Here is a 20,225-nt window from a genome sequence, read left to right as displayed (position 1 = left end):
CGTCATCCCCATTTGCGCGAGCGATACCACTTGGTCAGGACGTATTTGACGCCCTTCGTCACCGGCGTTCCGGCGTGGGTGGTATCCTCGTTCGGCAGGCCATTCGGCAGATTGTTGTTCCAGATCAGCAGCGCGCCCCGGCGCGGCTTGACCGCCAGGCCCAGCCGGGTGAATTCCGTCGCTCCACCTTCCTCGACGTCGTTGAGATAGGCCATCGCGGTGATGGTGCGCTGCCCGCCGCGCTTTGATTCCGCCTTCCAGTAGTCCGACTTGGTCCAGAACAGGTCGAGGTGGTACTTGAACTCCTGTCCCACTTCATAGCGCTGGCCCTGCATCGTCTCGCCATATTCGTGCGGCAGGCCGAGCAGATCGTCGATCCGGCGCTCGATCATCTGGATGAAGGGATCGGCCGCATCGACATTGCCCGAACTGCTGGTGCGCCAGGCATCGGCATAGCCGTGCGAGAGGACTTCCGATGGAACGGCGGTCTGGTCGATCAATTCGATCAGGTGGCTGCATTCCGCTTCGTCGAACATGTCGCCCACGGCCCAGATCTCGGCGCGGTCGGTTTCAAAGCGATAGGCGCGCGGATCGGCATCCAGGCGGCGGCGCACATGGGCGCCCACTTTCAGCAGGGCTGCCTTGTCCGGGGCGGGGGCATCTTGGAAAGGACTCATGCCAGACTGCCTATCCGATTGGCGCGCCGAGACAAGCGGCGCACCATGTCGTTCGTCGAGCCATGACGCAAACGGACCCCGAACCGGGGTTCGGAGTCCGTCTCATGCGCTCTGGAACGGCTTACCAGAAGAAGTCGTGGATCACATCGGCGACTTCGCCGCTGTAGATGTTCACCAGCACGGCATCGTCGTAATACCGCACCCAGCGATAGGGGCCGTAGGCTTCGGGCAGGCGATAGTACCAGGGATCGGCGATCCAGTAGTCATCGCTGAAGAACAGCTCGTCCAGGAAAGTGCCGATGCGCAGGCGCCGGTATGAATATCCGCGATAGGGCGAGGTGTAGAAGCCGACCTGGAAATAGCTGGGATAGCGGTTGCGCCAGCCATACCAGTCATAGCGGTTGCTGCTGCGCCAGTGGGTATTCCAGCGGCGATAGTCGTTGCCCCAGGCCCAGTTCCACTGGTTGTTCCAGCCCGACCAGTTGCCCCGGCGCGAGTGGTCCCAGTGATTGCGCCAGTCGCGGTTGCGCCAGTACTGGCGGTCACCATTGCGGTCGGCGTCGGACCGTTGGACGCGGCTGCGCCAGTCGGTGCCGGTGCGGGTCTGCGTAGTGGCCGCGTTTGTGGTGGCAATACGTTCGCGCCGCCAATCCCGGTCGCCAATGCGGCGTTCGGTATCGCCCGAGCGAGCCGCGCGGTCGCGCCAGCTGGTGCCGCTCTGCACCTGCCGCGTTTGCTGCGCATCCTGGCTCTGGCGAACGCTGCGTCGTTCGTCGGACCCGTTGCTCCAGCCGCGGCGCTGCCCATTTTCGCCACCGCGACGCCCTTCGCCGCCGTTCCAGCGTGACTGGGGAGCGGCGTGGACTCCGCCCTGGGCATGCGGTGGGGGCGACCAGCTGCGCGGTGCCTGCTGCTGGCGTTGCGGAGCCTCGGCCTGCGGCGGGGCCTGGCGCATCGGGCGTTCGGGGCGCTGGGCGCGGGGGGAGTCCTCCCGCGCCACGCGCTCGGCCCAGCCGCGCTTCTGATTGGGTTCTTCCTGAGCCTGGGCCATCGCGGGAAGGGACAGCGCCGCAACGGTTAGCGCGACAAGGCTGGTCCGGCGCCAGGTGTTCTTTGACTTCACGGCCATGGCCGCATCTCCATCACTATGCGCCGCACCGATCGCGGCGATCTTGAAAAGAATGCTAGGCGAGTCGGGCTGTCCGCGCGGTGAATGATCTGTTAAGCTTTGCGTTCAGCTTTTCAGGGGTCTGCATGAACGAAGAGATGACTCTGGACGGCGTGCTTGCCGACATTGCCGCACGCCTGGACCACGCCGCGCGGGATCGCCGCGCCGCGATGCACATGCCGGTGGTCGGGACAGCCGACGGCGACCTGCGGATCATGGTCCTGCGCGCCTGCGATCCCGATTTCACCGCGCTGCGTTTCCACACGGATGCGCGCAGCTCCAAGGTGAGCCTCATCGGCTGCGGCGCTCCGGTCAGCCTGCTGGCTTTCGACCCAGAGGCAAAGATCCAGATCCGGGCACGCGGGGTCGGGCGGATCGAGACAGGCGGCGCGGTGGCCGATGCGGCCTGGGACCAGGCCAGTGCCTATGCGCGGCGCTGCTATCTCGCAGAGGGCGGACCGGGCACGCCGACACCGGCTCCGGTTTCGGGGCTTCCAGCTGAAGTGGAGGGGATTCGTCCGACGCCGGAACAATTGCTGCCCGCGCGCGAAAACTTTGCTGTGCTGCTGGTAACGCTGACCAGCCTGGACTGGCTTTACCTGGCCCACAACGGACATCGCCGCGCGAAATTCTCGCGCGGCGATGCGGGTTCGCCGTGGCAGGGGACCTGGGTGATCCCCTGACCGGTCAGCGGGTCAGTTTCTTGTAGGCCAGGCGGGTCGGACGATCCGCCGCGTCACCCAGGCGGCGGCGCTTGTCTTCTTCATAGGCCGCGAAGTTGCCTTCGAACCATTCGACGTGGCTGTTGCCTTCGAAGGCCAGGATGTGGGTGGCCAGACGGTCCAGGAAGAAGCGGTCGTGGCTGATGACCACGGCGCAGCCCGCGAAGTTTTCGATCGCGTCTTCCAGAGCGGCCAGGGTTTCGACGTCCAGGTCGTTGGTCGGTTCGTCGAGCAGCAGGACGTTGCCGCCCTCCTTCAGCATCTTGGCCATGTGGACGCGGTTGCGCTCACCGCCGGACAGCTTGCCGACGTTCTTCTGCTGGTCCGCACCCTTGAAGTTGAACGCGCCAACATAGGCCCGGGTGCTCATGTCCTGGCCGTTGACCTTCATGTAATCCAGCCCGTCGGAGATTTCCTCCCACACGTTGTGGCTGGGGTCGAGGTGGTCGCGGCTCTGGTCGACATAGCCCAGGTGCACGGTCGAACCGATTTCGATCGTGCCGCTGTCGGGCTGTTCCTTGCCGGTGATGATCTTGAACAGGGTGGACTTGCCCGCGCCGTTCGGACCGATCACCCCGACGATGCCACCCGGGGGCAGCATGAACGAGAGGTTTTCGAACAATAGCTTGTCACCATAGGCCTTCGAGATGTTCTTGGCCTCGATCACCTTGCCGCCCAGGCGTTCGGGAACCTGGATGACGATCTGGGCCTTGCCGATCGGACGGTTGTCCTGCGCGTTCTGCAGTTCCTCGAACTTGCGGATACGGGCCTTGGACTTGGTCTGGCGCGCGGCGGGAGTCTGCCGGATCCATTCCAGTTCGCGCTGCAACGCCTTCTGCTTGCCGCTTTCCTCGCGGTCTTCCTGTTCAAGCCGCTTGGCCTTCTTTTCCAGGTAGGTCGAATAATTGCCCTCGTAGGGGAAGTACTTTCCGCGGTCGAGTTCGAGGATCCAGCCGACCACGTTATCCAGGAAGTAGCGGTCGTGGGTGATCATCAGCACCGCGCCGGCATATTCCTTGAGGTGGTTTTCCAGCCATTCGACCGATTCAGCGTCGAGGTGGTTGGTCGGTTCGTCGAGCAGCAGGATGTCCGGTTTCTGGATCAGCAGGCGGGTGAGGGCGATACGGCGCTTTTCACCGCCCGACAGGTTTTCGACCGACCAGTCGCCCGGCGGGCAGCGCAGGGCTTCCATCGCGATCTCAAGCTGGTTGTCGAGCGTCCAGCCGTCGACCGCGTCGATCTTTCCTTGCAACTCGCCCATTTCCTCCATCAGCGCGTCGAAGTCCGCATCTTCCGGCGGATCGGCCATGATGTTCGAGATTTCATTGAAGCGGTCGACCAGGTCGGCGGTTTCGCGCGCGCCGTCCTTGACGTTTTCGAGCACGGTCTTGCTGGTGTCGAGCTCCGGCTCCTGCGGCAGATAGCCGACCGTGATGTTCTCGCCGGCCCAGGCTTCGCCGGTGAAGTCGGTATCGATCCCGCCCATGATCTTCATCAGGGTGGACTTGCCCGCACCGTTGGGACCGACGATGCCGATCTTGGCACCCTGGTAGAACTGCAGGCTGATGTTGTTCAGCACCGGCTTTTGAGCGCCGGGGAAAGTCTTGGTCATGCCCTTCATGACATAGGCGTATTGGGCGGCCATCTGGCGATCCTTCTGGATGGTCTGGAATGATAAGGTTTGGCGCGCGTCTACAGGTCAGGCCCGCTGCGGGCAAGCGGGGCTTTCAGGCGCAGGCACTTGGCACTAACCCATGTTAATGTTCATACTGGCTGTAACACGGCCTCGAAAATATCTTGTCGAATTTGTAATGGTTATCACCCGCCTGAACTCAAAATCGGACTAAATCATTTCATTGTGTAAAAACTAAGCAGTCAAAGTGGTGGCAATGGTTCTACCGCACCGCGAAATTCATCGATACGCCTCTGGAAAGGATCACTTTTTGGGGTGCAGAAAGATGATGCAAGCTGCTGAAGATAAGGCGCATAAATCCGATCGAATTCAGACGGATTGGATGATTGCAGCGGGTGAACGGTCGGGGTCGGAACCTGATCCGCTTGGTGCGATCATGAGCAGATTGGACCAATTGCTCGCCACGCTAAACCCAAATGGGAGCAGCGGGGCGGCCATGGCCCACAGGGTCGCCGCAAACGAAACCGGTCCGATCCGGCAATCGCGCAAAGCCTTGCCCGACCCACGATTGGTCCGCGGCATCATCCGGTGTCGGCAGATGCGTTTGCGTTTCTTCGAGCAAGACCTGTTTGCCGATCCTGCCTGGGACATGCTGCTGGACCTTACTGCGGCGCGAGCGGAGCATTTGCGGGTTTCGGTAACCTCGTTGTGTATCGCGTCAGGGGTTCCAACCACCACTGCGCTGCGCTGGATCAAGCTGTTGGAGCAGTCCGGCCTGGTCAAGCGAATCGAGGATGACACAGACCGCCGCAGGGCCTTTGTGACCCTAACTGAACGCGGTGCCGATGCCATGGCACGCTTTTTTGAGGAGGTGGAACGGCATCGTCCCGACAATTTTTGATTAACGGCACGTCAGCCAAATCGATCAAGGATAAGATGGGGCGGAAATTAGCTGGGCAGGGGCAAATATTCTCGGACGCAGCCTGCTTGTGACTGAAACCGCGCGGAACCGCCACTTTTGCGATTAAAGAAGCTTTAAAATAAGAATTACGGTGAATGCGTAATGTGCTTTAAAAAGTTATTACGGTTCCGAAGACCATTTATATCCATTGTATGAGTACCTATACTTAGGCTTAACTGACTGTTTACAGTTTAAATGCCTAAGATTCGCGCATGAAACGTGTCGCGAAAAAAATCCGGAACTGTCCGCGGTCCACCGTGCCTGCTTTTGCGGGTGCGCGCAGTCACCGCAGCAGGCTGATCCTTCCGCTCGCCCTTGGCTTGTGGGTCCACGCTCCCGCTGCCCTCGCGGCGGGTGTAAGCGCGGGGACGCTGATCGAAAGCACTGCCACCGCAACTTATACCAGCGGGACCTATGACGGATCGGTAACGTCCAACACTGTCACGGTCCGGGTCGACGAGGTTGTCGACGTAACGGTCACGGCCCAGCCGACAACGGCAGTCGTGGCAGGCGATCCTGTGGCGCTGTCCTTTTCGATCACCAATACCGGCAACGGGCCGGAGGCTTTCAACCTTCTGGTCGATACGGCGCTGGCCGGAAACAATTTCGACGTTACGGTCGATGGTTTGTTCGTGGACAGCAACGGAAACGGCGTTTTCGATTCCGGGGTGGACCAGACCATTGCATCCGGCACCGCAACGCCGTCGATTTCCGCGGACAATTCTCTCACCGTGTTTGTTGTTGTGCAGTTACCCGCCCAGGCCACGGATGGTCAGACGAGCCAGGTTCGTCTGACGGCCTCGGCCGTTACTGGCACAGGGTCGCCGGGCACCATCTTTGCCGGCCAAGGTGTCGGCGGCGGTGATGCCGTGATCGGCGCGTCGGGCGGCGACGGATCGGCGAGCGCTTCGCTGGTCGCCAGCCTGGCCTCTGTTACCTTGACCAAGTCCGCCGCAATTGCCGATCCGTTCGGTGGAAGCCAGCCGGTTCCTGGCGCGACGGTTACCTATACCTTGACCGCAACCGTGGCCGGTTCGGGGCAGGTACAGAACCTGCTGGTCGAGAATCCGATTCCTGCGGGCACGACCTATCAGCCGGGCACTCTGAAGCTTGACGGCGCCAATCTGACGGACGCGGCGGACGCTGATGCCGGAAGTGCGGGCGCCAGCGGAATCGCCGTGACCATCCCTGCCGTGTCCGGCGGCACGACCAAGGTCGTGACCTTCGGCGTCACGATCAATTGAGGAGCATTTCCATGAAACGGAACCTTCTGGCCTCGCTTGGAGCAATGATCATCGCGGTCACGGCTGCCAGCCCCTCAATCGCCCAGACCCCGCAGCCGGTGGAACTGAAGGGTGACGTGAAGGTGAGGCAGCGCGTCAAGGAAAATGGCGCGGAAAAGCAGATCCTGGCCGAGCCGAAGGTGGTCGTGCCCGGCGATACCCTGCTTTTCACCACTGCCTATCGCAATGTCAGCAGCCAGGCGGTGAAAAACTTTATCATCACCAATGCACTTCCCGGCGGGGTGGCGCTCGCCCCGGAAGGCGCGGCCGCGCAGATTGTTTCCGTCGATGGCGGGAAAACCTGGGGCGCTTTGGGAACGCTGAGCGTCACTGGCAACGATGGGACGAAAAGGCCGGCCAATGCAGGCGATGTCACGCATCTGCGCTGGATACTTACCGAGATCAAGCCGGGCGTTGCCGGGGAAGTAACCTACCTCGCGCTTGTTCGCTGACATTTTTCAGAAGCAACCGGTCAGGGCCCAGTTCGCGCTGATCTGAGAATTTCAAAGGGACGCAAACCATGAACAGAATCAGCAAGTTTCTTGGGTCAGCCGGGGTCTTCGCCCTGTCGGCCCTGGCCGCGCAGCCAGCCCTGGCAGCCGGAACCGCATCAGGTACGACGATCACCAATACGGTAACCGTCAATTACCAGGTTGGCGGGGTCGCGCAGACGGCAACTTCGGCATCCAACACGGTTACGGTTGACCGCAAGATCAGCCTGACCGTTGCCGAGGTGGGTACTACGACCACGCAGGTTTCACCGGGCCAGACCAACGCCGTCACGGCTTTCACCGTCACCAACAGCTCGAACGCGACCTTGGACTTTGCACTCTCCGCGGTCCAGGCCGGTGCGACGGCCGTGCATGGAAATCCCGACACGTTTGACGCTACGAACGTTCGGGTGTTCGTGGATACGAACAGCAACGGCTCGTTCGATTCCGGGACCGATCAGCAAGTCGCCTACCTCGATGAACTGGCCGCAGACCAGTCGCGGACGGTATTCGTGGTCAGCGATATCCCGCTTGGCCAGGTGACCGGGGATGTTGCCGCGGTCACCTTGACCGCCACTGCGCGAGAAGGTGGTACCGCCGCAAGCCAGGGCGCCGCGCTGACCGAAACCAACACCGGTACGACGAACGAAGCCAATCCGACCTTTGTCGATACGGTCTTTGCCGATGGTGCAGGCGCTTCGGACGCAGCGCGCGATGCCGCCTATTCCGCAACCGATGACTATACGGTGCTGGCAGCATTGCTGACCATCTTGAAGTCCAGCAAGGTGGTCACGGATCCGTTCAATGGCACGACCAATCCCAAGGCGATTCCCGGCGCCACGATCGAGTACTGCATCTCCATTGCCAATGCTGCCGGAGCGGCAACAGCCACGGCGGTAAGCATCGTGGACCCGCTTCCGACCAACGTGTCCTATGACTCCGGCTTTGGCATTTTCGTCAACGGCACGGTCACCAGCGGCGCCTGCAACGCGGATGGCAGCGCTGGCGGCAGTTACGATAGCGGCACGACCACCGTAAGCGGCACGCTGAGCGATATTGCCGCAGGACAAGAGCGAACCATGCGGTTCCGGGCCACGGTCAACTGACCTCGGGCAGGCACGCGGCTGAACGTCGCGCTGCCTGCGCGATCCAAAGCTGGCAGCCAGATGAAACCCCTGCGCCTGATCCTTGCCTGCCTGCTGGCGCTTGTCGGCGCGCTGATGCTTGGTGTGTCTCCGGGCCTGACCCGGACCATCGTCAGCACGGCCAAGGCAAGCTGGACAGATGGGGTCAGGCTCTATTCCACCGTATCGAACACGGTGGACTTCGAAGTCACCGCTCCGCCGGTGTCGATCGAAACGTTCGTCCTTGCCCCCGATGGCTCGGCGACCAGTCTGTTTGAGCCGCAATGCCGCCTTGGGGACGGGCTGCCAGTGGGGGCGGGGGACGCGCGGCGCTCCACTGTCGCGACGCTCACCCCGTCATCTACAGTACAGGCGGGCGAAACGCTGTATTTCCGGATTTTCGCGCCCTCGGCCAATGCCAGTGCCGCTGTTCCCGACCAGTTGATCGCTACCATCGTTTCTCCAACGGGAGACCGCGAAGAGCTGATCGTTTTCGAGACCGGCCCCGATACGGGCGTATTCATCGGCTATGTGCAGACCTCGGCATCTTTTGCCGGATCAAATCAGGGCGACTGCGTCCTTTCTGCCGGTCCGTCCCAGAGAGTGGATGTTTCTGCCGCCCTACCGGACGGTGCCAGCGCCGTTGCCAGGGCCAGTGTCACGGTTATGCCGGTTCGCAGCGGCGTGGTTTTCGACAGTGAGAATGGGGCGCCGGTCAGCGGGGTCAAGGTCACGCTGGTCGAGGCGGCTTCAGGGCAACCAGCACGGGTGCTGGCGGACGACGGAGTGACTGCTTGGCCTGCGACTGTCCTGTCCGGGCAGGCTGTAACGGACGAAGCCGGGCGCCTGTATCCGGTTCAGCCGGGCGAGTACCGCTTCCCCGTGGTCAGCGCAGGGCAGTACCGGTTGAAAATCGAAGCGCCCCCGGGCTTCACGGCCCCGTCGACTGCTTCGCCGCAGCAGATTGCCTTGCTCCGGCGGCCAAATGGCGCCGCATTCCGCATTTCCAACATCTCGTTTGGCGAAGTTTTCTCGCTCTCGGCCGCTGGGCCGGTGCAAAACGACGTGCCGGTGGACCCGGCAGACCTGTCGCTGTCCCTGACAAAGACAGCCTCGCGCGAGGTGGCCCTGCCGGGAGACGCGGTGTTCTATTCCGTCGCAGTCGGCAACCCCGATGGCACGTATGACAAGCGCGGCGTCACCCTGACGGACAAGTCCGCCTCCCTGCTGCGGATCAAGCCTGATACGGTCCGTGTCGATGGCGCTCCGGCCACGGAACAGGTCACGTTTTCCCCGGACGGCCACGGTTTTACCCTGGCTTTGGGGACAATCCCCAAAGGAGCGGTGCGCACTGTGACCTATGCCATGACCGTACGGGCCGATGCTCCGGCCGGTTCAGTCATGAACGAGGCCGTAGTTGTGGATGACCGCGGACGGTCGGCGCGCGGCGGGGTCGCCGTCCGCATACTGCGCGAAGACCTTGCATCGCGCATGACTCTGATCGGACGTGTCACTGCCGGAGGCTGTAGCGCCGACGGGGCAGGCAAAGGGCTCGCGGGCGTGCGCATCGTGATGGAGGATGGCAGTTTCGCCATTACCGATGCCGATGGGCGCTATCACTTCGCCGGCCTGGTTCCCGGCACCCACGTGGTTCAGGCAGTCGCAGATACGCTTCCGCCGGGTAGCCGCCTGGTGGACTGTGCCAGATCCACACGCAGCGCGGGGAGCGCAAGGACGCGCTTTGTCATGGGGCAGGGCGGAAGCCTGGCTGTGGCCGATTTCCATGCAATCGTGCCCGATGCGCAGGCCCCGCAGCAGAAAGAGCCGCTTCCCCTTCGCGCCGAGAGCACTGCCGCAGCTGCCGAGCGTGCCGCCGCAGGTGCGGACACCGATTGGCTTGCGTCAGGAGGCGGTCCGCCCGACTTCCTGTTCCCGTCGATTGACCACAACCCGCGTGCACCCGCCATACGTGTGGTCATCCGCCATCGCGCCGATCAGCACGTGGAATTGAAAGCCAACGGGCGCGCGGTCGATCCGGTTACTTTCGATGGAACCCGGCAGGCCCCGGGCGGACGTTTCGCTGTCTCGATCTGGCGGGGCGTTCCATTGGACCGGGCAACGACCCGTCTGACCGCCGCCGTCCTTGGGCCCAAAGGCAAAGTCGCCGCCGAGCTGAGCCGCGACGTCCATTTCTCGCAGGCACCGGCGCGCATCGAACTGGTGCGCGACAAAAGCCGCCTGATCGCGGATGGCCGCACCCGCCCGGTGCTCGCCCTGCGCTTGTCGGATCGCAAGGGGCGCCCGGTGCGCATGGGCCTGACCGGTGAGTTCCAGCTTTCCGCGCCCTATGAAAGCGCCGAAGCGATCGATGGAATGCAGCAGCGGGCACTTGCCGGGCAAAGTCGTGCGCTTCCGCGCTGGCACGTGAAGGGTGACGACGGCATGGCCTACGTCGAACTGGCCCCGACCATGACCAGCGGCAAACTAGTCGCCAGTTTCATCCTGCAAGAGGGCGAAGTCCGCCGCCGCATCGAAGTGGAGGCATGGATATCACCTGGCCAGCAGGGCTGGACCGTCGTGGGCCTGGCCGAAGGCACGGCGGGCTCCGTCTCCGTCGCGCAGACCATGCAGCGTTCGGGGCGCTTTGACAGTCCGCTGGGAGAAGACGCCCGGATCGCCGCCTATGCCAAGGGTCCGATCGCCAAAGGGGTGATGCTGACGGCTGCTTATGACAGCGCGCGGCAGGCGGACGATCACAACCTGATGGGGGCAATCGATCCGCGTGCCTATTATTCGGTCTTTGCCGATATGTCGGACCGCCTGTTCGACGCGGCCAGCCGCGACAAGCTTTATGCGCGCATCGAGGGCGGCGAATTCTATGCGCTGTACGGCGATTTCGAAGCCGGGTTCGATCAGAGCCAACTGGCTTCCTACCAGCGCACCGCCACCGGGGTTAAAGCGGAACTGCAACGCGGCGGCGTGCATGTCCAGGGTTTTGCCGCGCAGACTGCCTCGCTGCACCGCCGCGACGAATTTCAGGGCGGGGGCATTTCAGGTCCCTATCGCCTCTCCAGCCGCGCATTCGTGCCGGGTAGCGAGATGGTGAAAATCGAAGTGCGCGATCGTTTACGCTCCGGGGTGGTCCTGTCGCATCGCAATCTGACTCGCTTTGTCGACTATGACATCGATCTGCTGTCCGACACCATCACCTTCCGCGAACCGGTGCAAAGCCGCGATTTTGCGCTGAATCCGCAATTCATCGTGATCGACTACGAAGTTGAAGAGGGCGGCGGCCAGGGCAGGCTTAACGCCGGGCTGCGCGCTGACGTTTCCGCCGCCGGGGGCAAGCTGCGCCTGGGTGTCAGCGGGCTGACCGAACAGGCTGAACTGGACGGAACCCGCAAGAACCTGACCGCAGTCGATGTGACGGCCAGCCTTGGTTCGAACACCGAACTGCGCGGCGAAATCGGCACCACTTTCGACCACCGTTCCGGCGCGGTTGCCTGGTTGATCGAGGCTGAGCACCACGACGGCAAGCTGGACCTGCTTGGCTATGCACGCTTTGCCGAGCGCGAATTCGGCTTGGACCAGCAATCCGACGTTGAACGGGGCCGGCGCAAGCTTGGACTGGACCTGCGCTATCGCCTGAATGACAAGCTGTCGCTGGATGCCAGCGCCTGGCGTGACGAGGCACTGTACGATGCAGGCCGCCGCACCGCCTTGCAACTGGGCGCCGTCTGGCAGGGCAAGAGCACGGATGCGCGGCTGGGTCTGGCCATGATGCGCGACAGTCTGGCAGATGGCCGGAACGTCCAGTCCACGGTGCTGGAAGGCGCGGTGAGCCAGCGCTTGCTGGATAACAAGCTTGAACTTTCGGCTGCATCATCCGTGGCGCTGGGCAACAGTGGGTCGATCGACCTGCCCGCGCGGCACAGGGTATCGGCGCGCTATGCGGTGACTCGCGATGTCCGCCTGGTGGGAGCCTATGAACTGGCCAAGGGCGACGCGATCGAGGCTCGCACGGCCCAGGCCGGTGTGGAAATCGCCCCGTGGAGCGGCGGCCGGATGACCGGGATGCTGGGGCGCCAGATCGGTGACGACCAAAGCCAGCGCAGCTTTGCCGCCTTTGGTCTGTCGCAGTCCTTGCCGGTCACTCCCAGTCTTACCCTGACCGCTACCTTCGACAACAACCGCACCCTGTCCGCGCTGGACCCGGCGCGGGTTGTCAATCCGGACCATCCCGTCGCCAGCGGCGGACACCTGGGCGAAAACCGCTCCATTGGGGAAGATTTCACCGCCCTGTCGCTGGGTGCGGCGTGGCGTTCGGGGCTGTGGTCGGCAACGCTGCGCGGCGAAATGCGCGCTGGCGAGAGCGCTGATCGCAAGGGGGTGACGCTTGGCGCGCTGCGTCAACTGGGCGACGGTTCCATGATCGGTGCCGGTTTCAGCTGGACCAAGGCCAAGAGCCCGGCAGGCGCTGCAACCGAAGTGCTGGACGGCGCGGTTGCCCTGGCTCATCGCCCGGCGGCGTCCGACCTTGCACTCCTGGCCAAGCTTGAGCTGCGGGCAGACCGCGTGGTCGGAGCAGTCGCCGGAGAGTTCAGCCCAACCGGTCGCAGTGCCCTGACAATCAGCGGCAATGGCCAGTCGAGCCGCCTTATCGCCAGCCTGTCTGGAAACTGGACCCCGCGCAGCCGTGATGGATCCGGCGAGATCCAGCGCCACGAACTGGGCTTCTTCACTGCCGTGCGCCACAATTTCGAACAATTGCAAGGATTCGATCTGGCAGGGACAACTCTGATCGGCGGACTTGACCTTCGCTACGGCCTTGGCCTGCGTTTTGATCTTGGCCTGACGGGCACCGTCCGCGCCAGTCTGGCGGACAAGACAACAGCCTATTCCCTGGGTCCGCAGATTGGCTTCACGCCGACGAAGGACGTGCTGGTGACCGCTGGCTATAACTTCACCGGCTTCCACGACCCAGACTTCGCTGCTGCCCGGACGACGATGAAGGGGCCGTTCATTGCTCTGCGCATGAAGTTCGACCAGGGCATCCTGAACTGGATGGGCCTGGGGCAGCGCTGATCGCGCGGGCTGGGCAAACTTGGTCGGGGAGACAGGATTCGAACCTGCGACATCCTGCTCCCAAAGCAGGCGCGCTACCGGGCTGCGCTACTCCCCGACCGGGGTTTGCCATATCACATCTGGTGGGCCCGGCAGGACTCGAACCCGCGACCTAGCCGTTATGAGCGGCCAGCTCTAACCAACTGAGCTACAGGCCCATGCATGTGATTGCCGGGCGGCGTTAGCTTGGTGATCGGACTTAGGCAAGCGCGGCGCGGAAATCAGTGTGCAGACTTTTGCTGGCCGGCATTGGAATTCAGAGTAGTCCGGCCGTGCGCCGGCAAGGTCAGGTTCAATTGGCCGTCGCCGTGCACCAGGTCGCCCCCGGCGGCGCGCGCTTCGCTTCGCGCGAGACGCAGGGCAAAGCCCACTCCGAACACGCCAGCCGAAAGGCTCTGCGCGATTGATCCGGCAGCCGCCTCGAACAAATCCTCGCCTTCCTGGCCTGCGAGAGCGGCGGGCAGGGCGAGATCCAGGCGCAGACCGGTTGCGGTTGGTTCAAGGCTCAGCCTCACGATTTCGCCCGGCGCGCTGACGCCGGCCAGCGTGGCCAGCAGGCGCCAGACGATCCGCTCTGCCTCAACCCGGTCCATCCCGATGTGTGGGGGCTCGTCCTTGATGCGCAGGGTAAAGCCGCTGCGACGCGGCGCCGTATGGGCAGAAAGCTGGCTTATCGTCGCTTCCAGCAGGGCGGCAAGGTCCGTCTCGCCCGGCTCGATTTCCAGCGCTCCGCTGTCCAGCTTGGCCAGGCGGTCCAGTTCATCGAACGCCGAAAGGATCCGCGCCGCATCGCCCGCGATGCCAGCAGCCAGCGCGCGGTATTCGTGCGGCGTGGGGCCGAACAGTTGCTGCTGGATGACTTCCGCAAAGCCCTGGATCGCATTGACCGGGGTGCGCAGCTCATGCAGCATCTGGCGCATCCGGTCAGCCTGGCTTTCACGCACCGGCTCAACCTGTTGACCGCTTGCGGCAGGGCGGCGCATGCGCCCGCGATAGCCGAGGAAGCGGCCCGTAACAGGATCGAACCACGGAGCTGCATCGAGTAGCCAATGTCCGGCAATGGCCCGCGCTCCGATCAGTTCCACCGCCTCAGTCCGCAGCGGTTGGTGACGGCGGGTCAGGGCGGCGAAGTCCGCTCCGCTTGCTACTTCCGTCAGGCGAACGCCGGTGACCATCGGTGCAACGCCGGGGTCGCTCCAGTTGATCCGGCATTCCGCGTCGGTCGCGAAATCGAACGCGCGGACGTCATCGGAAACTTGCAGCACGTGATCTTCGCCCAGCGGCAAGCGGGGGGAATCGGCCCCGCCTTGCTCTCCGCCCTGGCGGGCGCGCCGATAGGCTTCGATCCGGCGGACGATGGCGCCGATGCCGCTTTGCGGATGCAGTGCACCGCCAGCAGGTTCGGACGCTTCGGCCGGATCGTTCTCGTTCGCGAAGACCGCCGGGGCGATTTGCGTTGCCGCAGGCAGGCCCAGGCTGGTCACGCCGAGACGCGAAAGCAGCGCCGAAACGTCGGCGGGCAAATCCCGGCGATGGCGCAAATAGGGGCGGGCCGCAGGGGAGAGGGCCGGAACCAGGTCCAGCCATTGCTCGGCGCCCAATTGCGCGCACTGCAAGGCAGCCGATGCCACCGCAGGTTCGGCGCAGGCCAGCGCGGCGACCAGCCGGGGCGAGCGGAGCCGCAGGCCGGCGTCGCGGATCGCCTCAGCCCGCTCGGGTGCGGGAATGAGCTGTGCCAGTTCGCCCAGGCGGATATAGGCGGCGTCCAGCTGCTCCCCGCGCGCATCGGCCGGGCAGGTGCCCAGGAGGTCGAGCAATTGGCGGAACTGGATGCGCAAGACCGCCGGTCCGCTTGCGCCCAGGCGCAGCACGGTTGCAAGGCGATCGTCGAACAGCATGGTTACTTTATTATTCTGTCCCGCGCGGGGACGCGAGGCCATTAACCAGTTTTCTCCCCAAGTGGTGCAGTTTTGGATTGATGCGTTGCAAAGCGGCACAGTTGCGGCCATAAACAACAAAATTATCGTGCGCCGATACGGAATGCGCGAATATTACCTGGCGGAGGCGTTTTTCGTTTTTGCCGCGCAATTGTGGGGAAATGGGATTGTCTAATCTCGATTCAATCGATCGCCGCCTCCTGGCCGAGCTGCAGGAAGAAGGCCGGGTGACCAATGTCGAACTGGCCCAGCGTGTCGGCCTCACGGCTCCGCCCTGCCTGCGCCGGGTGCGCGCGCTGGAGGAATCCGGCGTGATCCGTGGCTATCATGCCGATCTGGATGCGTCCAAGCTGGGCTTTGCCATCACGGTCTTCGCCATGGTCAGCCTGAAGAGCCAGGCCGAGGATTCGCTGCGCCAGTTCGAAGACGCGATGAAGAACCTGCCCGAAGTGCGCGAGTGCCACATGCTGAATGGCGAGATCGACTTCATTCTCAAGATCGTCAGCAAGGACCTGCAGAGTTTCCAGGAATTCCTGACCAGCAAGCTGACCCCCGCGCCCAACGTGGCGAGCGTGAAGACGTCCCTGACGATCCGCACGGCCAAGCAGATGCCGGGCGTACCGCTGGAGTAGCGCTTGCTGGCAGTTCCTGCACGATGGGCCTTCGACAGGCTCAGGCTGAGCGGGAGCGAACGGAGCCCAAAACCCCGCTCAGGCTGAACCTGACGAAACCGTATTGCAGGAAACCGGTTCGCGCAAAGGCGCTAAAAGAAGGAAGGCGCAAAGGGCTGCGCTCTCGCAGGCGCGGCCAATATTGAGCGCATCTTCTTCGCGCCTCTGCGTCCTCTGCGCGAAACATTTTCAACCTCTTGGGTTTGCGCAAGGGCGCTGGGCCCCGGCCTACGCCGGGGTGACGTCCTGTAGTGCAAAAACCCCCGCTCAGGCTGAGCTTGTCGAAGCCGGATTGGCCAGCTTCACCGCAGCCCGATTACTTAGCGCGCTGCGCCAGCCATTCCTCCAGCCACTTGATCGTATAGTCGCCGTGGATGAAGTCCGGCTCGTTCATCAGGGCCTGGTGCAGCGGGATCGAGGTTTTCACGCCGCCGACGACCATTTCCTCCAGCGCGCGCTTCAGGCGCATGATGCAGCCTTCGCGGGTGCGGCCCTTGACGATCAGCTTGGCGATCATGGAATCGTAATAGGGCGGGATCTTGTATCCGGCATAGAGCCCGGAATCGACGCGCACGTTCATCCCGCCTGCCGCGTGGTAGTTCTGGACCAGGCCGGGCGAGGGGGCAAAGGTCCAGGGATCTTCGGCATTAATCCGGCACTCGATCGCGTGGCCGTTGAATTCGATGTCTTCCTGCGCAACCGAAAGCGGCTTGCCATCGGCAATGCGGATCTGTTCGCGCACCAGGTCAACCCCGGTAATCGCTTCGGTAACCGGGTGCTCCACCTGCAGGCGGGTGTTCATTTCGATGAAATAGAACTCGCCGTTTTCCCACAGGAATTCTATCGTGCCCGCACCGCGATAGCCCATGTCGGCCATGGCCTTGGCGACGATGCCGCCCATGCGGTCGCGCTCTTCCGGGCTGATGACCGGCGAGGGGGCTTCCTCCAGCACCTTCTGGTGGCGGCGCTGCAACGAACAGTCGCGCTCACCCAGGTGGATGGCATTGCCGTTGCCGTCGCCGAACACCTGGAATTCGATGTGGCGCGGGTTGCCGAGGTACTTTTCGATATAGACCGTAGCGTCGCCAAAAGCAGCCTTGGCCTCGGTCCCAGCCTGGGCGATCAGCGTTTCCAGCTCGTCCGGGCCGTTGCAGACCTTCATCCCGCGACCGCCGCCGCCCGAAGCGGCCTTGATGATCACCGGATAGCCAGCCTTTTCCGCAATCTCGCGCGCTTCGGCGATGTCGCTGACCGCGCCGTCCGAACCAGGGACCAGCGGCAGGCCCAGCGCGCCAGCGGTGCGCTTCGCCTCGATCTTGTCGCCCATGGTGCGGATGTGTTCCGGCTTCGGCCCGATCCAGGTGATGCCGTGGCTTTCGACGATTTCCGCAAACTGGGCGTTTTCCGACAGGAAGCCATAGCCGGGGTGGATCGCATCGGCATGGGCGATTTCCGCCGCCGAAATGATCGCCGCCACGTTCAGGTAGCTGTCCTTTGCCGGGGGCGGGCCAATGCAGACCGCATGGTCGGCCAGGCGGACGTGCATGGCATCGGCATCCGCGGTGGAGTGCACCGCCACGGTTTCGATCCCCATTTCATGGGCAGCGCGGTGGATGCGCAGAGCGATCTCGCCGCGATTGGCGATCAGGATGCGGGAAATGGTCATGGGTGGCGCGGCCTCAGGCGATCACGACCAGCGGCTGGTCATATTCGACCGGCTGCGCGTTTTCGACCAGGATAGCCTTGACCGTGCCGGCCTTGTCGGCGGTGATCGGGTTCATCACCTTCATCGCCTCGATGATCAGCAGGGTATCGCCGGCCTTCACCTGGCTGCCGACCGTGACGAACGGAGCCGCGCCCGGTTCGGACGAGAGATAGGCAGTGCCAACCATCGGTGACTTGAGCGCATTGGCATCGACCGCCGGAGCAGCAGCTTCGGCAGGGGCTGCTGCGGGAGCAGCGGCAGGAGCAGCAGCAACCGGAGCAGCAGCCATCGGCGCGGCGGCATAGGTCTGGACCGGAGCAGCCTGGCGCGCGACCTTGATCTTGCGGTCGCCATCTTCGACTTCAATCTCGGTCAGGCCGGTTTCGGCCAGGAGTTCAGCCAGTTCACGGACCAGTTTGCTGTCGATATTCATGCCGCCTGAACCTTTGTTGCCCTTGGTGTCGCTCATGCGATCCTCAATATGTGAAACAGGGGTCCGCCTATGCGGCGGAGCGGCGGGAGAGGCAAGCCTAAAGCGCCGCAGCCCGCTCTAGCGCGACTTCATAGCTTTTCGCACCCAGTCCCTTGACGCAGTCCACAGCTGCCATGCCGACATAGGACAAATGGCGGAAAGCCTCTCGCGTTTCCGGGTCGGACAAGTGGACTTCGATGACTTTCAGCTCGGTCGCCTTGATCGCGTCGAGCAGGGCGATGGAAGTGTGGGTATAGGCCCCGGCGTTGAGCAGGACGGCATGAACACGCCCGCGCGCTTCGTGCAGCCAATCGACCAGCACACCTTCATGATTGGATTGGCGGCATTCGACTTCCAGGCCGAGCGTCTGCCCCTGCTTGATCAGTCGCGCCTCGATATCGGCCAGGGTGTCATGGCCGTAAATTTCCGGCTCACGCGTGCCGAGCAGGTTCAGGTTCGGGCCGTTGAGGACAAGGACTTTGCGCAAGGGGCTGCTTTCGCCAGTTGAATACGGCGACTTTCCTTAACCGCACCGGACAGGCGGGCAAGCCCCAATCGTCAGCTCTTGTTGTCCGGCTCTGGCGGGACGGAATCGTCCGGCGCGGCGCCATCGTCACTTGGCTCATCGACGCTGGGCTCGACCTCCTCGACCGGACCTTGTCCACCTTTTTCGAGTTTGGCGGCGGCTGCTTCGGCGCGCTGCGCCGCCTGTTCCGCGCGGGCCGCAGCGGCGTTGATTTCCGCAAGGCGTTCCGCACTGTCCGCATCGCGCCCGGAACATCCCGCCAGCAGCGCCGCTGCCAGGGCGGCGGCCAGCGGTCCGGTCTTGGCAATGGTGAAATTCGATCCGCTCACAATTCACTCCGGCAGGCCGCTTTGCCGCTCATCGCAGTGGTCCTAGCGGAAAAAAGTTACCCGAAACTAACCAAGACCGGGGCCAGGGCGATGCTACTTGTCGCTTCCCGAAATCTTGCCCCACTGCCGCGCGGCGGTGTAGCCCAGATAGCCGGTGCCAAACAGCGCGTAGAGCGGTTCCGGCAGACCGGAGAGATAGGCGTTCATGCCCTCGGCAATTTCCCGGGCAGTCTGCGGGCTGAACGCGGCGAGCAGGCCCATCGGCAAGGCCCACAGCAGCAGGACGTAGATCACGTAGAGAAAGCTGGGCCGGGCGCGGCTGGTCCAGGGATCGACGGAATTGGCCTCGGCCACGATGGCCGAAAGGCGGGCCTGGATTTCGGCCAGTTCCTGCGAACCTTGCAGTTGCAGCAGTTCCAGCTTGGCCTGGTCCCGCGCTTTCTTGTCGGGAATCACCTTGTCGATCAGGCTGGCAATTGGAGAAATCAGCGCTTCGAATAGCGGCATGGGCAGTGCTCCGGAATTGAGGGAGCAGTTCAGATAACCAATTTGGCTCAAGTAGGAAAATGCCTGCCGTCTGGCCAAGCCTCCGCAAATATGAAACTCATGGGGCAAAGGGAGAAGCGACGTGGATTTCATCACGAGTGAAGTGGCTGGCGGGGTGCGGACGATTACTCTGAACCGGCCCGAAGTTCTGAACGCCATCAATGCCGACATGCATTGGGAGCTTGAGGAAGCGTTCAACCAGTTCGCCGCTGCGGCGGATGAACACGTCTGCGTGATCACTGGCAACGGGCGCGGGTTCTGTGCGGGGAGCGATTTGAAAGCGGCGGTTGCCGAGGGGCGCAGGCCCTATCCCCCGCATGGCTATGCCGGACTGATCGAGCGGTTCGATTGCCCCAAGCCGTTGATTGCCGCCGTCAACGGCCTGGCGCTGGGCGGCGGGTTTGAACTGGCCCTGGCCTGCGACATCATCATCGCGGCGGAAAGCGCCAGCTTCGGCTTGCCCGAACCGCTTGTCGGGGCCGTGGCCCTTGGCGGCGGGCTGCACCGCTTGTCGCGGCAGATCCCGCTCAAGCAGGCGATGGGCATGATCCTCTCGTCGCGCCGCGTCCCGGCGGAAGAGGGCTATCGCCTGGGTTTCGTGACCGAGGTGGTGCCGGACCCTGATCTGGCCAGCGCCACGCAGCGCTGGTGCGCGGAAATCCTGCGCGCTTCGCCAGTTTCGATCCGGGCTTCGAAGGAAATCGTGATGAACGGCCTGAAAGCCCCCGGAATCGCCGCCGCCATGGCTGCCCAGCCGGACGATTCCGCCTTCCAGACCTGGCAAAACAGCGAAGATGCCCGCGAAGGCCCCCGCGCTTTCGCCGAAAAGCGCAAGCCGGAGTGGAAGGGCTGTTGA

The 20,225-nt window shown here is 63.3% G+C and carries 18 protein-coding genes and 2 tRNA genes; 9 read left to right on the top strand and 11 right to left on the bottom strand.

Annotated features, from left to right (window positions below; translation table 11 throughout):
• Nucleotides 1–2: 2 nt before the first annotated feature.
• Nucleotides 3–677 (bottom strand): prolyl hydroxylase family protein, encoded by a 675-nt coding sequence (locus ACQKOE_RS03935; protein WP_427511644.1) that lies wholly within the window; start codon nt 675–677, stop codon nt 3–5.
• Nucleotides 678–798: 121 nt separating this feature from the next.
• On the bottom strand, nt 799–1,806 hold the full coding sequence (locus ACQKOE_RS03930; RefSeq protein WP_427511643.1) for an RcnB family protein: 1,008 nt from the start codon (nt 1,804–1,806) through the stop codon (nt 799–801).
• Between the two features lie 125 nt (nt 1,807–1,931).
• Here ACQKOE_RS03930 and ACQKOE_RS03925 point away from each other — a divergent pair, with 125 nt between their 5' ends.
• Nucleotides 1,932–2,528 (top strand): flavin-binding protein, encoded by a 597-nt coding sequence (locus tag ACQKOE_RS03925; protein WP_427511642.1) that lies wholly within the window; start codon nt 1,932–1,934, stop codon nt 2,526–2,528.
• A gap of 4 nt (nt 2,529–2,532) precedes the next feature.
• Here the strand turns inward: ACQKOE_RS03925 and ettA are convergent, their stop codons facing one another.
• Nucleotides 2,533–4,212, bottom strand: a complete 1,680-nt coding sequence (gene ettA / locus ACQKOE_RS03920) for an energy-dependent translational throttle protein EttA (protein WP_374589231.1) — start codon at nt 4,210–4,212, stop codon at nt 2,533–2,535.
• 244 nt (nt 4,213–4,456) lie between these two features.
• On the opposite strand from ettA, the gene ACQKOE_RS03915 reads away from it, so the two are divergent.
• From ACQKOE_RS03915 to ACQKOE_RS03895, 5 genes are all read left to right on the top strand, one after another.
• Complete coding sequence (locus tag ACQKOE_RS03915; RefSeq protein ID WP_427511952.1) at nt 4,457–5,101, top strand: winged helix DNA-binding protein; 645 nt, start codon at nt 4,457–4,459, stop codon at nt 5,099–5,101.
• Between the two features lie 317 nt (nt 5,102–5,418).
• Nucleotides 5,419–6,405, top strand: coding sequence for a GEVED domain-containing protein (locus ACQKOE_RS03910; RefSeq protein WP_427511641.1), 987 nt, complete (start codon nt 5,419–5,421; stop codon nt 6,403–6,405).
• An 11-nt stretch (nt 6,406–6,416) separates the two neighbouring features.
• Entirely contained in the window at nt 6,417–6,896 is a 480-nt protein-coding gene (locus ACQKOE_RS03905) for a hypothetical protein (RefSeq protein ID WP_427511640.1), read from the top strand.
• A 68-nt stretch (nt 6,897–6,964) separates the two neighbouring features.
• Nucleotides 6,965–8,041, top strand: coding sequence for a hypothetical protein (locus ACQKOE_RS03900; RefSeq protein WP_427511639.1), 1,077 nt, complete (start codon nt 6,965–6,967; stop codon nt 8,039–8,041).
• A 60-nt stretch (nt 8,042–8,101) separates the two neighbouring features.
• Nucleotides 8,102–13,144: an MSCRAMM family protein gene (locus tag ACQKOE_RS03895; protein WP_427511638.1), complete on the top strand. Its 5,043-nt coding sequence runs from the start codon at nt 8,102–8,104 to the stop codon at nt 13,142–13,144.
• Between the two features lie 20 nt (nt 13,145–13,164).
• Here ACQKOE_RS03895 and ACQKOE_RS03890 read toward each other — a convergent pair.
• The 3 genes from ACQKOE_RS03890 to ACQKOE_RS03880 form a co-directional block, all read right to left on the bottom strand.
• A tRNA-Pro gene (locus ACQKOE_RS03890) sits at nt 13,165–13,241 on the bottom strand.
• Nucleotides 13,242–13,264: 23 nt separating this feature from the next.
• A tRNA-Ile gene (locus tag ACQKOE_RS03885) sits at nt 13,265–13,341 on the bottom strand.
• A 63-nt stretch (nt 13,342–13,404) separates the two neighbouring features.
• Entirely contained in the window at nt 13,405–15,081 is a 1,677-nt protein-coding gene (locus ACQKOE_RS03880; RefSeq protein WP_427511637.1) for a sensor histidine kinase, read from the bottom strand.
• Between ACQKOE_RS03880 and ACQKOE_RS03875 the strand changes: the two genes are divergently transcribed.
• Nucleotides 15,080–15,295, top strand: coding sequence for a hypothetical protein (locus tag ACQKOE_RS03875; protein WP_427511636.1), 216 nt, complete (start codon nt 15,080–15,082; stop codon nt 15,293–15,295). The genes ACQKOE_RS03880 and ACQKOE_RS03875 overlap by 2 nt on opposite strands.
• The gene (locus ACQKOE_RS03870) at nt 15,288–15,752 is read left to right on the top strand and encodes an Lrp/AsnC family transcriptional regulator (protein ID WP_374589241.1); all 465 of its coding nucleotides are present in this window, start codon (nt 15,288–15,290) and stop codon (nt 15,750–15,752) included. The genes ACQKOE_RS03875 and ACQKOE_RS03870 overlap by 8 nt, the downstream gene beginning before the upstream one ends.
• A 355-nt stretch (nt 15,753–16,107) precedes the next feature.
• On the opposite strand, the gene accC is transcribed toward ACQKOE_RS03870, so the two are convergent.
• The 5 genes from accC to ACQKOE_RS03845 all read right to left on the bottom strand — a co-directional run bounded on the left by accC (nt 16,108) and on the right by ACQKOE_RS03845 (nt 19,330).
• Nucleotides 16,108–17,457, bottom strand: a complete 1,350-nt coding sequence (gene accC, locus ACQKOE_RS03865; RefSeq protein ID WP_374589243.1) for an acetyl-CoA carboxylase biotin carboxylase subunit — start codon at nt 17,455–17,457, stop codon at nt 16,108–16,110.
• A 13-nt stretch (nt 17,458–17,470) separates the two neighbouring features.
• On the bottom strand, nt 17,471–17,965 hold the full coding sequence (gene accB / locus ACQKOE_RS03860) for an acetyl-CoA carboxylase biotin carboxyl carrier protein (protein WP_374589246.1): 495 nt from the start codon (nt 17,963–17,965) through the stop codon (nt 17,471–17,473).
• 61 nt (nt 17,966–18,026) lie between these two features.
• Nucleotides 18,027–18,455: a type II 3-dehydroquinate dehydratase gene (locus ACQKOE_RS03855; RefSeq protein WP_427511635.1), complete on the bottom strand. Its 429-nt coding sequence runs from the start codon at nt 18,453–18,455 to the stop codon at nt 18,027–18,029.
• A gap of 71 nt (nt 18,456–18,526) precedes the next feature.
• Nucleotides 18,527–18,823: a hypothetical protein gene (locus tag ACQKOE_RS03850; RefSeq protein WP_427511634.1), complete on the bottom strand. Its 297-nt coding sequence runs from the start codon at nt 18,821–18,823 to the stop codon at nt 18,527–18,529.
• A gap of 93 nt (nt 18,824–18,916) precedes the next feature.
• Entirely contained in the window at nt 18,917–19,330 is a 414-nt protein-coding gene (locus ACQKOE_RS03845; protein WP_427511633.1) for a holin family protein, read from the bottom strand.
• 121 nt (nt 19,331–19,451) lie between these two features.
• Between ACQKOE_RS03845 and ACQKOE_RS03840 the strand changes: the two genes are divergently transcribed.
• A complete protein-coding gene (locus ACQKOE_RS03840) occupies nt 19,452–20,225 on the top strand; it encodes an enoyl-CoA hydratase-related protein (protein WP_427511632.1) in 774 nt (257 codons plus the stop codon).

Origin of the sequence: Novosphingobium sp. NPDC080210 (genome assembly GCF_050281025.1) — a bacterium.
In the GTDB taxonomy this organism is placed as follows: Bacteria; Pseudomonadota; Alphaproteobacteria; order Sphingomonadales; family Sphingomonadaceae; genus Novosphingobium.
The sequence above is the reverse complement of the archived record's forward strand: the minus strand, read 5'-3'. Positions and strand labels throughout refer to the sequence as shown.

Bases quoted from the DNA above. Each gene is read 5' to 3' on its own strand.
- ACQKOE_RS03935 (WP_427511644.1), bottom strand. From the start codon at position 677: ATGAGTCCTTTCCAAGATGCCCCCGCCCCGGACAAGGCAGCCCTGCTG.
- ACQKOE_RS03930 (WP_427511643.1), bottom strand. From the start codon at position 1,806: ATGGCCGTGAAGTCAAAGAACACCTGGCGCCGGACCAGCCTTGTCGCG.
- ACQKOE_RS03925 (WP_427511642.1), top strand. From the start codon at position 1,932: ATGAACGAAGAGATGACTCTGGACGGCGTGCTTGCCGACATTGCCGCA.
- ettA (WP_374589231.1), bottom strand. From the start codon at position 4,212: ATGGCCGCCCAATACGCCTATGTCATGAAGGGCATGACCAAGACTTTC.
- ACQKOE_RS03915 (WP_427511952.1), top strand. From the start codon at position 4,457: ATGGTTCTACCGCACCGCGAAATTCATCGATACGCCTCTGGAAAGGAT.
- ACQKOE_RS03905 (WP_427511640.1), top strand. From the start codon at position 6,417: ATGAAACGGAACCTTCTGGCCTCGCTTGGAGCAATGATCATCGCGGTC.
- ACQKOE_RS03900 (WP_427511639.1), top strand. From the start codon at position 6,965: ATGAACAGAATCAGCAAGTTTCTTGGGTCAGCCGGGGTCTTCGCCCTG.
- ACQKOE_RS03895 (WP_427511638.1), top strand. From the start codon at position 8,102: ATGAAACCCCTGCGCCTGATCCTTGCCTGCCTGCTGGCGCTTGTCGGC.
- ACQKOE_RS03875 (WP_427511636.1), top strand. From the start codon at position 15,080: ATGGTTACTTTATTATTCTGTCCCGCGCGGGGACGCGAGGCCATTAAC.
- ACQKOE_RS03880 (WP_427511637.1), bottom strand. From the start codon at position 15,081: ATGCTGTTCGACGATCGCCTTGCAACCGTGCTGCGCCTGGGCGCAAGC.
- accC (WP_374589243.1), bottom strand. From the start codon at position 17,457: ATGACCATTTCCCGCATCCTGATCGCCAATCGCGGCGAGATCGCTCTG.
- accB (WP_374589246.1), bottom strand. From the start codon at position 17,965: ATGAGCGACACCAAGGGCAACAAAGGTTCAGGCGGCATGAATATCGAC.
- ACQKOE_RS03845 (WP_427511633.1), bottom strand. From the start codon at position 19,330: ATGCCGCTATTCGAAGCGCTGATTTCTCCAATTGCCAGCCTGATCGAC.